Here is a 13,347-nt window from a genome sequence, read left to right as displayed (position 1 = left end):
CGCCCGTCGAGCCTGGCTTGCCGGGCGGTTTTTTGTTGTGGGTCACTCGATATTTTCTCTGCTCCAGTGGCGGACTCGCTGATTTGAAAAGACTCTATGAATACAGATAAAAAGCGCATCATCATCCTCGGTGGCGGCACCGCCGGTTGGATCGCTGCCAACCTGATGGCTACCCACTGGCAAGACAAAGGCTTCGATATCACTCTGGTGGAATCGCCAGATATTGGCATTATCGGTGTCGGTGAGGGTTCCACGCCGCCACTGAAAGGCTTTATGGATGTAATCGGTGTAGAAGAGTCCGAGTGGATGCCGGAGTGTAACGCCACCTATAAAGTCGGCATTACTTTCAGGGACTGGTCGACCAAGCCGGGCTTCACACAGTACGTCCATCCTTTTCTGGCGCAACCGGATCAGTTCACGGCGCCCGCATTTTTTCACAATAGTTTCCTGCGCCGTAAAGGTATCGATCTGGAAGGACATCCGGATCATTTCTTCCTCGCCACCGAACTGATCAGGCAGAAGCTGGCACCGGTTGCACCAGAGAACTTTCCGTTTGAAATCGCTTACGGATATCACTTTGATTCCGGTCTGCTGGGCAAATTTCTTGCGCGCGTTGCGGCGAGGAAAGGCGTGAAATACAAGACTGCCAAGGTGACAGATGCACTGCTGGATCAGCAGGGCAATATCGACTGCCTGAAAACCGCGGAGGGTGAGACACTAAAAGCCGATTTGTACGTAGACTGTTCCGGCTTCCGCGGACAGCTGATTCAGCAAGCGCTCAATGTACCGTTCCAGAGTTGCGCTGAAAGCCTGTTCAATGACTCTGCGGTAGTGTTCCCGACGGAGCAGGATGTCGACTTCGGGCCGCACACCATTTCCACGGCGCTTAAATACGGCTGGGCGTGGAAAATTCCACTGACCAACCGCAACGGCAATGGCTATGTGTACAGTTCCAGATTCGTCGACGATGACAAGGCGGAAACCGAATTCCGCGCGCATCTGGGGCTGCTAGACAGCGACGTCGAAGCGCGCCGGCTGAAGTTCAAGGTCGGGCGCGTGGAGCAACATTGGGCTAAGAACTGCCTGGCAGTGGGGCTGTCGCAGGGCTTCATTGAGCCTCTCGAGGCGACGGCATTGGATATGGTGCAGGAGACCGTAACGCGCTTTATCGAGGCCTACAATAACGGTAGCCACACCGACAAATTCCGCAGCGAGTTTAACAATCGAATCAGTGCCCGTTTTGATGCGGTACGCGACTATATTGTCTGCCACTACCGCATCACTTCACGCACCGACACAGACTACTGGATTGCGAATGGTAGCAACGAAAAAATCTCGCCATCCTTGCGGTCGATCCTGATGGCCTGGATGAGCGGCAAGAATATCACCGACGAGCTGCTGGATCAGAAGCTGGATGTCTATTTCCCCAACGTATCCTGGAACTGCCTTCTGACCGGCAAGGGGCTCTACCCTGCACCGGAACAGCTGCGTCCGGGTAATGAGCTCGCGCACAAATACAGGATGGAGGAAATCGGAGAGTTTATCCGTCGCTGTGCGCTGAATTTCAGGCCGCACAAGGAGCAGCTCGCGGCATTGAAGTTCTGAAGGGTTCTCAAGAGCATATATCGACCGGGAGCCATGTCTGATCAAGTGACACCTCCCAGAATTACTTGCGCAGTTTGTTGCTGCAGCTATCTGATGCTGTATGGATTTCCCAGCCCCGGCTTCGCCCGGGCATGTCCTATGCCATTTGCGTGAGCAAAGTGTCGCCTGGGAAAACGGAACACCGATGTCTTTCATGAGTATCCGGTTGGATTCTCTTTTTGAGTAAGAAATATACGTTTCTTTATTCTGCCCTCTTCAAAGAGACATAAGTGACAAAAGGAAATTTTGTTCTACGCCTGCGCCTGGGTGGAGGGCAATATTGCTGCCATCCGGTATAACCATTGGAAATGGATACGCAGTTTATGTGTTTATGGGTTCGCCGCTATAAATAACTGCTGGTTTTGGTAAGGACTACCTATGCATCTTCGTTTGCTGGCTACGCTCATCAGCTTTTTGCTTCTTTGTATCTCGCCTTCCGCCTTCTCGTTCAATTATCAGATATCTGTGCCCGCAAGCGATACAGATGGGAATTATACCGTCACCGGGACAATGACCCGGCAGATGAATGAATACCCTCACAACCTTAAGCTATATGAATGTGTGAGCGGCGGCGGTTGTGCATTGATCAGTGATAGCAACGGTTGGGGGCTTCACCAGATAACGGGGAAATCTGACGGCAGCTACTATTACAAAGCAGAGTGGACATATCTGTATGGCTATTCGTACAACCGCGGTACGTCAAGTTCGGGGGTTATAACGGTCAGGCTGCCCAAGCCCCCTGGTACTCCGGGATTCACAGTGCCTGCAAACGATCCAAATGGTGCCTATTCTTTATCATGGACTGCACCTACCACTGGCGATCCGGCGACGTCATACAGATTGGAGGAAAAAATTGGTTCTGGTAGCTGGAGCCAGGTTTACAGCGGCCTCGCATTAAGCAAGTCATTTAGCGGAAAAGCAGATAATGTCTACAACTATCGTATCCGCGCCTGTAATAATGTGGGTTGTAGTGCGTATAGCGCAGCTAAGGCCACAATAGTAGCTAACGCGCCCGGCGTACCTGCAAGCGTCTCTGGAGTTCCCACTACAAATACCAGTGGAGGATTTACCGTATCCTGGGCTTCGTCTTCCGGAAGTGTCACCAAATACGAACTCTATCAGCAGAAAAATGGTGGATCCTGGGGGAATATCTATAGCGGAACAGGGACTTCCAAAGCGGTCTCAGGATTGACGGACGGGACTTATGCATATCGCGTAAGGGCATGTAAGACGGTGTCGACTTACACCGCTTGTAGTGGTTTCAGAACTTCCGGAAGTGCAATCGTGGCGATTCCACCCGGTCTTCCACCTTCAATTTCCGGTGTTCCTGGTACGAGTGCTAGTGGTGGTTTTACCGTGTCTTGGGGTGCGTCAACCGGTTCCGTTGACAAGTACGAACTCTACCAAAAGAAAAATGGCGGAAACTGGACTTCGGTATACAGTGGAACCTCAATCTCCAAAGCCATTTCAGGCCTAAGTGATGGAGCCTATGCTTATCGTGTTCGGGCGTGCAATACCGTATCCACCTATACGTCCTGTAGCGGTTATAGAACTTCGGGGAATGCGATTGTCGCTATATCTCCTGGAGCCCCGGTTTCTATCTCAGGAGTCACTGCTACGAATAAAAATGGTTCCTTTACCATATCTTGGGGTGCGGCCACCGGCACGCTGGATGGATATAAACTGGAACAACGGAAAGACGGCGGTAGTTGGAGCAACGTTTATACCGGTACAGAAACGTCAAACACCGTCTCGGGCCTGACAGATGGCGTGTATATTTTCCGGGTGCGGGCCTATAACACCGAGTCAACGTACACAGCGTATAGCGGGTATAGAACCTCCGGCAGCGCCATTGTCGCTATCGCCCCTGGGGCGCCTGGAACCATCAGCGGACTCCCCGGAACTGATGTGGACGGCGCCTTTGTTATTTCATGGGCAGTCCCTACTGGGACAATTGATAAATATGAACTGGAACAACAGAAAGACGGAGGGCCCTGGGGAAAAATTTTTGACGGTGCCGATACTTCAGCGCCTGTAACCGGATTAGTAGATGGCACTTACAAATTCCGAGTGCGAGCCTGTAACGTAGTATCGACATATACTTCATGTGGCACCTATAAAACGTCAGGGAATAGTATTGTGGCAGCTACTCCCGCTATTCCTGGCGGCTTCACGGGGCTGCAGCCCAGTGATAATGATGGCTCGTTTGCTGTAACGTGGGGAAGCGCAACCGGCGCGGATACTTATGAGTTGGAGCAGAAAAAAGACAGCGGAAGCTGGATTAGTGTTTCTTCCGAAGCGAATGCTACTACATCGGTTTCCAGCCTCAGCGAGGGGAACTATTCGTTCCGCGTGCGCGCTTGCAATATAGTCTCTACCTTCAAGAATTGCAGTAGTTTCAGAACGTCAAATCCAATAAGGGTTATATATCCTCCCTCGGTTCCAGCTTCCATTAGTGCACCGGTGCAGGCGGGCCGTTTCACCGTTTCGTGGCCGGCGTCTACAGGTACAGTAACCAAATACACCTTACAGCAGAAAGTAGACACAGGTGCCTGGGTAACCAAGCAGAATACTAATACGCTAAGTTATACGGCCTCCGGCATTGCAGGAGGAAAAAATTACACCTACCGGGTGCGCGCGTGTAACGATTATTATTGCAGCGCTTACAAAACGGGTTCGCAAACCTATGCCCCCTATCCCGCACCAGTAATCAGTCTCTATGTAAGTGGTGTTAATCTCGGGGCCGATGGGAAATATCCGATCGGTTGGGGCGGCACCTACACTGTTGCCTGGGCAATCAGTGGCCAGCTATCAAATTTCACTCTACAGGAGAGCGTAGACGGCACCACCTGGCAGGTGATAGCTACCGGCGGTAGCAATATGAATTTCTCTAAACCCGCCAATTACGGGCCGGGAAAAAAGGATTACCGGTATAGGATGCAGGCTTGCAATGTCGATGGTTGCAGTACCTGGAAATTAATTACCGCTGCTGTTGCTCCCTATCCCATTCCCAGTGGCCCCGGTAATATCACCACATCAGTGGGGCCGACAACGAATGGGAGTTTTACCTTGGCTTGGGGAGCGTCCAGCGGCCCCATTGTCACCCACTACACTCTGCAGTCGCGTCCCCTCAACGGTACTTGGGGCTCGGAAATCAACGTTGGCAAGAATTTGCAATATCCGGTCAGCGGGAAGTCAAGTGGTGATACCTTCCAGTACCGTGTAAAAGCCTGCAATACCGATCGGGCTTGCAGTAGCTACAGCAATATCTTCAATGTCTATATACCCTACCCGGCGCCATCGGTTCCGACGGGGCTCAAAGTCAACGCGCCGCCTACATCCGCCGGAAACTTTATCGTCAGTTGGGGGGCATCAACGGGGCGCGTGGGAACATATAGGCTTGAACGCCGCTATGCGGGAGGAGGCTGGACTCAGGTTCAAAGTTCCGGCTCCCTGAGCTACTCGGCGAGTGGTGCCCCGTCGGGAAGTCACGACTACCGCGTCCGCAGCTGCAATGCAGATGCCTGCAGTGCCTACTCCGGAGTGCTTAAAGTCTACGTGCCCTATGCCGCTCCCAGTGTTCCGGAAAGCCTGGAAGTGGCGGTGGCGCCCAATACACAGGGCGAACTCAGTCTGTCTTGGCAGGCATCCACCGGTAAGGTAGACAACTATATTCTGGAACAGAGATACAACGGCACTGGAAACTGGACACGGGTTCAAAGCGGTGCCAGTACCATTGCGGCGATCACAGGGGCTCTGCCGGGGAACAATAACTATCGGGTTAAAGCCTGTAACATCGATGCCTGTAGTGCCTACACACCGCTTCTTACAGTCTATGTGCCCTATCCGGCTCCCAGTGTGCCCACTGGAATGCGCACTGTTGGATCCATAACTTCCTCCGGTGACTTCACACTGGATTGGGCAGATTCTACCGGCACCGTTGGTTACTACATAGTGGAGCACCGTGCCTCTGGAGGCACTTGGCTCCATGTGTCCAGCCCCGCAACTTCCGAAACAGCCATATCCGCTGCGCCCTGGGACAGTAATCACTATCGGGTAAAAGCCTGTAACAATGACAACTGTAGTAGCTACTCGGCGGTACTCAGCGTATATGTCCCCTATCCACCACCCGGCATACCTGGTGGGTTGCATATCACATCTGCACCGACTGTCAGTGGTAACTTTGCATTCACCTGGAATTCTTCTTCAGGGAAGGTGGACTATTACGTGGTGGAGCACCGCTATGGGGCTTCAGGAGCCTGGGAAAAAGTCCGAGAGGGTGCGGCAACGAGCATTTCGGTAACTGGCATAGCTTCCGGAGGTAGCCAGTATCGTGTTAAAGCCTGTAATAGTGACGCGTGCAGTGCCTATTCGGCGGCACTTAACATATATGTTCCTTTCCCCGCACCGAGTGTTCCTGGAAATTTGGGGGTAATCCAAGGCCCTTCCCAATTTGGTGAACTTACGTTGGGTTGGGGGAAATCAACGGGAAAAGTCGGTAATTATCGTGTTGAAGAGCGCAAAGATTCTGGTAGCTGGCACCAGATTTACTCAGGGCTATCGACTCAATTTGAGCATGTCGCTGATAGTTCCGGCGATTATGAATTTAGAGTAAGAGCGTGCAACAGTGATGACTGCAGCGCATTCTCGAGTTCGCTTTCTTTGGCCATAGAGATAATTGAACCGCCGGAGACACCACCGGGGCCCGCACCAGTAGTGGTGCCCAGTCTTTCCAGTGTCATTGCTTCAGACCAGATAGGAGTAACCGCTGGTCAGTTCCGGGTAAACGAAGCTGGTGCTGCAACTTATGCTATCCCGGTTGTCGTGCCGGCAGGGACGGCGGGGGTGACTTCCGAGGTCTCCTTTAATTATGTTAGTAGTGCCGCCAACGGAATAATGGGGCAAGGCTGGTCTATTGGTGGTCTTTCTGCAATTGTCCGGTGCCGCCAAACCATGGCGCAAGATGGAGTGGCGAAGCCTATTCGCTGGACAAACGGAGATCGCTTCTGCTTGGATGGGCAGCGTCTGATTGTAGAGGATGGATATGCTTATGGCGCTGTCGGTGCCCGCTATCGAACGGAGATTGACAGCTATCTTACGGTTACGGCTGTAGGGGGGGCTCCGGGGCAGCCCAATTACTTCAAAGTAGTGAAAAAGGACGGCTCCGAATCCATTTATGGCTATACAGCGGATTCCAAATATAAGACCAGTGATAATAACTACACATACAGGTGGTCGCGCAGCAGCTTTTCCGACAGTGTCGGTAATGAAATCACTTATGAGTATCAAAAAGACAGCAACGACCAGCGTATAGCAGCAATCCGGTACGCATATGGTACTGGCTCAGCAGCCCAGGCAAACATTATATTCAGCTATGAGGGTCGAGACGATCCCCGGCATTTCTATGTTGCTGGCTATAAGTTCTCCATGACAAAGCGCCTTTCATTTGTGGAAGTTACAGATAATGGCGGATTGGAAACCGTGAGAACTTACAGCTTTCGCTATATGCCTACGTCCGGAGATCTCCACAAAATTTCGCGACTTGAGGGTGTTCAAGAATGTGGGCGCAACAATGTTTGTTTGAAGGAAACAACCTTCTCGTGGACGGAAACCGCCATGCGGAGAGCGAGCTCGACCACTGGGAGCATTAATTTAAGTCCAAAAAGTGATCGCGGTGTATTTGATTACCAGCCAGCAGATATAAATGGCGATGGCTATATCGATCTGGTCTGGTTGGAATGGGATCAAGATGGTAGTGATACCGACCATCAGCTGAAATATGCAGTGTCTGATGGGAGTAAACTCAGCCTTGGATACTTTACAAATGGTACACAGGAAATTACGTATAGGGAGGACGTTACCGAAAAAGTAAAACTCAAGGTTCTGGATTATAACGCCGATGGCAGGCAGGATGTATTGGTCTTTAGCGATCGCCAGAATGAGTGGAGAGTACATCTTTCTGTTCCGAGAAATGATGGGAGCTGGAAGATTTCGGCCGCTTCAATTTCTTCCGGAATTACAAATTCGAATGCCATTTTCATGGATGCCAACTCAGATGGGCTGCCGGATGCTCTGGCAATCGGAAGAGTTCGTCTGATGGAGGTAGATGCATCCAAGCCAATATCATCGAATCAGCGATATAGATGGAGTTCTACCTCTACACCGTTTACGAGCGCCTATCCCATTCGGTATGAGCTGCTTGATGGCGGCGCGCCAGACTTTAACGGTGATGGTGTCATGGACGTTTGGGGCGTGTCCACTTACCGTCCACCCGAGGAATGCGTGTCCGCAGGACAGGTAGCCAAAGTGTGTACCACGTATTACAGCTACCACGCCATGGTGAAAAGTGGCTCGGAATACGTTGCTCACGGAGAGGCGTTCTATTCCGCATCGACAACAACCAAATCTGATACTGCTTCTTTCCCTGATAAAGACCTTGATTTTCCGATCAAGGACATTCTGGTTGTGGACCTCAATGGCGATGGTCTTTCTGATTATCTGGCGAAGAGAAGTAATACCCAGTGGTTCTATGCCTTTAATACTGGAGCCGGGTTTTCCGATCCTGTAAATCTCTCGATTTCCACAAAAAAGACATTGCAAGCCTTCGATTATAATCTCGATGGTTATCCAGATATTGTGTGGCACGATGAGGTTGCAGGTCGGCTTTACCTGGCTGAGTGGGATATCTCGGAAAACAAATTTTCTGCTCCGGAAGTTTTAAGCTCAGGTTCGTCCCAGCGTAATTATCTGTATCTCGACATGACCGGCGACGGTATAGCGGATCAGGCAATAATCTACAATGACAGCTTTACATTTTTCCCTATGGTGCCGGCTATTGCTGGTGCGGAAGTTCATCCCTCCAGTGCGATCGTAGAAATCGATAATGGTCTAGGTTCTGAAACCCAGATCAGCTATGGCTCCATGGTTGATAGTGGTCACTACGCGGGTCTCAATATTCAAGCAAACTCCTACACTGGACCATGTCTCGGGGCGTATGGTGTTCCTATCGCAGGAGGGTGTACGACCAGTTATACCACAGTTGATACCGCAGGTTTCTATACTGCGCTCAATGGCAACTGGTCGGGAAGCCATTCACTTGGTAAAGACGGTAATCAGGATGGGGTGCCTGACCCGGTGTTTGGATTCATGGCGCCGCTCTATCTCGTTACCGCAGTAGAGGGCACCGCCCCTGCCGCACATGCCAGCGTGCCCGGTCAAGTCAATGCGGGTGCGAAGAGTAGGATCAGCTATTACTACGGCGGGGCCAAACTCCAGGCGATGGGGCGGGGCTATCTGGGTTTTGAAAAGCTGTTGACGGTAGATGAGCAAACCGGTATTCAAACATCTACCTTCTATCGGCAGGACTTCCCGTTTATTGGTCATCCGATAAGGACAGACGTCCGTACCGAACAGGGGAATCTGCTCAGCCGTTCAGAAAATACCTGGAAGCTCATAAACTGGAACGGTGGAAATCCGACGGGTCCGTTCCAGGTATATCTCGCAGAGAGCCGGGAAAGCAATTATGAACTCAAGGGGAATGGTTCTGTTGCCGGCAGTTTGCTGAAAACGGTCAAGACAGCCAATACTTATGACGGCTATGGTAACCCGACCCGTATCGTTGTAACGACAGAGGGTAATGGTCAAACCTTCACGCAAGAGACGGTCAATGACTATGGTGATAGCGAATGGCACAAGCAGTTCGGGCGTCTGGCGCGTGTAGAAGTCACTAGCACCAGGCCGGGTTCTACAAGTACGCGTACTTCATCCTTCAAATACATCAGTGGAGGATCGTTGCATGGATTGTTGGAGGAGGAGATCGTAGAGCCGGATAGTGCAACCCTTCGCCTGACTACGATCTATGGTTACGACGCGCATGGCAATAAGGACACCGTAACCAGGCGCGGCGCGGATGGAGAAGGAAGAACGGAGAAGTTCTACTATGATCCATACGGTCGCTATCTTGAGCGCAGTGAAAACGCTTTGGGGCAGACCAGCTCGACTATTGTTCTACGGGATGCATTCGGCCAGCCCACCAGAGTGGAAGACATCAACGGTGTCGTAAGCATAATGGCTTATGGCAATCTCGGCAGGAAGTATTTTGAAGCTACCGAGGCGGGCGCTTCCGCAGTTACCAGGTTTATCAGTTGTGATGCTGGCTGTCCGACTAGCGCGCTTTATGCAGTACAGACCAGCAGTAACGCTGGGGCTGTCAGCAAGGTATACAAGGATGCCCTGGCTCGAGATGTCCGAACTGCGTCTATTGGTTTCGATGGAAGATGGATTCTTCAGGATGTCGAGTACGATAGTCTCAGCCGTGTTAAGCGACAGTCTGAGCCATATTACGAAGGCGAAGCGATCTATTGGACCACCTTCTATTACGACATCCTGGGGCGCGTGGTGCGAGTCGATGTTCCGAACGCCGTCAGCGATGCTGAAGTCGAATATAGCGGTTTTGAGACTATCACGAAGAATGTCAAAGGCCAGGTCAAAACCGACCGCAAAAACGCCCTGGGTGAGTTGGTTGAAGTCGTCGATAATTTAGGCGGAAAAATCACCTATAAGTACGACGCTCAGGGAAACCTCACCAAGCTTAATTCCCTTGGAAGTCCTTCTGATCCTCACAATATCACCACGACGCTGGAGTATGATCTTCTCGGCCGCAAAACGCGTATGGATGATCCTGACAAGGGCGTGTGGTCATATCAATACAACGCATTCGGAGAGTTGACCAGTCAAACTGACGCCAAGCAGCAAGTCAGCACAATGGCATATGACTTACTCGGCCGGATGACGTCAAGGGTGGATCGGCGCGGTAACGGTACTATCGAAGTCGAGACGCAGTGGTTCTTCGATACCGCACCAAACGGCCTCGGTCGGCTGGATAGAGTTGAGGATAAGGTATCCGGGTACATACAGACCTACACCTATGATCATTATGGAAGGCTCAGTGCAACGGGTACCAGCCTCGGCGCGGATGGTGTGCATGGCAATCACTATGCCAAGGTTACCTATGATCAGTTTGGTCGCGTATTCCAGAATTTTGATGCCGCCGGTGATGGCACCTTCCGTGACAGCGGCACTCGCAATATTTACAACGAGTACGGCTTCCTGACTCAGGTTGTTGATGCGATCAAGGAAGACGGCAGTTACCGCGCTACCCATTACACCGTTGAGGAAATGGACGCGAGAGGAAATGTAACTCGCTTTGTACAAGGTAATGGCATCACCACCACCAAGTACTATGATCCGGCCACTGGGCGCCTGGAAGGGCAGATAGCGGGGTTGGTACCCGGCATTGGTCAAGTGCAGGAGCTCTCTTATGCCTGGGACGAGTTGGGGAACCTGACCAACCGTACCGACCGAAGCGGCAGTAAGAACATCTCTGAGTCATTTGATTACGACGGCTTGAATCGGCTGATAAGCAGTCAGGTAGCTGGTCAGCCGGCGTTGACAGTGAGTTATAACAGCTTGGGCAATATCGAGACCAAGTCCGACGTGGGGAGCTATACCTACGGTCCGGATACTGGCAGTGGGGCAGGGCCGCATGCGGTCATCTCTACCAGTGACGGAAATAGTTATAGTTACGACGCCAATGGCAATATGGAGAGTGACGATTCCCGCGACATAACCTACAGCACGTTTGACAAACCGCTGGAGATTGCGAAAGGCGGGCATACTACCCGGTTTGAGTACGGGCCTGATCGTTCGCGCTATTTACGCGAAGACACTACTAAGGGCGGTAATACCGTAAAAACCCTATATCTCGGCAATGTCGAGAAGGTGTTTTACGCGGACCGTACCGAGTTCAAGCGCTATATCCAGGGGGTTGCCATTGTCACGGACACCTTTGGTTCCGATGGCCTGTTTCAGAGCCGGGAGCAGCGATATTTGCACCGCGATCATCTCGGATCTCTGGATGTCATCACTGATGAGCTTGGGAAAGTCGAAAATCAGTTCAGTTTCGATCCGTGGGGGCAGCGCCGCAATGCCATAAACTGGAAAAAAGTCAGCCCGGCGGAACTTGTTGGGCCCACCTATTCCGGACTGTTTAGTTTCGCGACTACCCGCGGTTATACCGATCACGAGATGTTGGACGAGGTCGGCCTGATCCATATGAATGGCCGAATCTATGACCCGAGGCTCGGCCGATTTATGCAGGCCGACCCATTCGTACAGGCTGCCGATGACACGCAGATGCTCAATCGCTACAGCTATGTACGTAATAACCCGTTGGCCTATACAGATTCCTCCGGCTATAAGATTGATTTTTGGTCGGCGGTTAAAATCATAGCGGCAGTCGTGGTTACCATAGTCTGCGAGGCATGCGGCCCCGAAGCATTTGCCTGGGCCATGGCGGCCACCCAGGGCACAATCGCCGGGCTGCAGACGGCTGAAGCGGGGGGAAGTTTTGGCGATATTGCCCAAGCCGCCTTAACCAGTGCCGCCGTGGCCTATGCCGGCACCTATTTTGGGGTTACCGACGGCTTTAGCTCCGGTGAGGTAATGGGGTTTGCATTTATCAGTGGCGTTGCCAGCGTTATGCAGGGCGGTAAGTTTGGCCATGGGTTTGCCACCGCTGGTATTGGTACGCTGGCCGGCGGATCATTGGCTCCCCAGACTGGAGCCACCTTGGGCAATGTATTGCGAGGCGTGGCGAGTATTGCGCTAGCGGGTACCATGTCCAAGTTGACTGGGGGTAAGTTTGCAAATGGGGCGGCTACTGCGGCAATGTCCTATGTAATGAGCTCTGTCGGTAGCAGTGGAGATGAAATTGTTACTACTGGAGATAGCAGCGGTAAAAGCAATGGGATCATAGCGAAGCCAGTGTTTTTCGATGAAAATGGAGACCCTCTTAGCGTACACATGTCATTAGATGAAGCGCTACAAGCTGGAGAAACGGCAGCGCAAAATGCTCGAACGGCGGCCGGGACAGATCATGAATATGGAGTGGCTACTATTCTTGGGCACGTGAATAGCGATGGTGTTCAGACCTATTACAACAGTTCTCCGGTGACGAGTTATACCAATCAAAGTATTACTTGGAATACAACAGGGCTAAAAGGCTTAGTAGCATTAAACCATTACCACCCGAACGACCACGGTTTCTCGGGTGAGGATAGACGAACTTACCGTTTCTACCGAGGAAATAGAGAACATTTCAGAGGTGTTTTTATGTTCGATGGTCGAGGAAATCACATGTATGGCCCTCGATCTCCCGGATTTTTTGGAAGTAGAACTCATAGTTGTGGAGGCGCATCGGCAACTACTTGGAGCTGTCCTGTTATGGGGGAGGGGTGGAAAAGATGAGGTTTCTAGTTTTCGTAGTGTGCATTTTGTTTGTGGGATGTACTTTCAACGGCTCTAGTTCATGTGCGTTTGACTTGAAATCGGAGGGGTGGAGCCGAGTTGAAAAAGGATCTAACAAAGAAATTCAGCCAATCTCTGATTCTTCAAATTGGTATTCGAATGCCAGTGGAGATTACTTGATATGTTATGAGGTAACTGCCGATGGGAAGTGTAGTGGCATATATGAGCGCTTTACCAGACAGGAAAGTGGCGAATTCATTAATGAAGAAATTGTTTGTATGGAGTAGCTTGTTGTTGCTACAGCTAGGGCCTGTTCACACTAAATAGCGTGTCTACTATCAACGCAAAGTGAATGAAAAACGTAAAAATGACATCCAACTTGTCGAATCGAGAAAA

The 13,347-nt window shown here is 51.4% G+C and carries 2 protein-coding genes; both read left to right on the top strand.

What is annotated here, in order from left to right:
* Positions 1–96: 96 nt before the first annotated feature.
* Entirely contained in the window at positions 97–1,605 is a 1,509-nt protein-coding gene (locus tag FDY93_RS18150; protein ID WP_138237174.1) for a tryptophan halogenase family protein, read from the top strand.
* Positions 1,606–2,022: 417 nt separating this feature from the next.
* Positions 2,023–12,951, top strand: a complete 10,929-nt coding sequence (locus FDY93_RS18145; protein WP_138237173.1) for an RHS repeat-associated core domain-containing protein — start codon at positions 2,023–2,025, stop codon at positions 12,949–12,951.
* Positions 12,952–13,347 lie beyond the last annotated feature (396 nt).

Source organism: Microbulbifer harenosus (assembly GCF_005771435.1).
Taxonomy (GTDB): domain Bacteria; phylum Pseudomonadota; class Gammaproteobacteria; order Pseudomonadales; family Cellvibrionaceae; genus Microbulbifer; species Microbulbifer harenosus.
This window is presented reverse-complemented; position numbering and strand designations above follow the sequence as displayed.

Bases quoted from the DNA above. Each gene is read 5' to 3' on its own strand.
- FDY93_RS18150 (WP_138237174.1), top strand. From the start codon at position 97: ATGAATACAGATAAAAAGCGCATCATCATCCTCGGTGGCGGCACCGCC.
- FDY93_RS18145 (WP_138237173.1), top strand. From the start codon at position 2,023: ATGCATCTTCGTTTGCTGGCTACGCTCATCAGCTTTTTGCTTCTTTGT.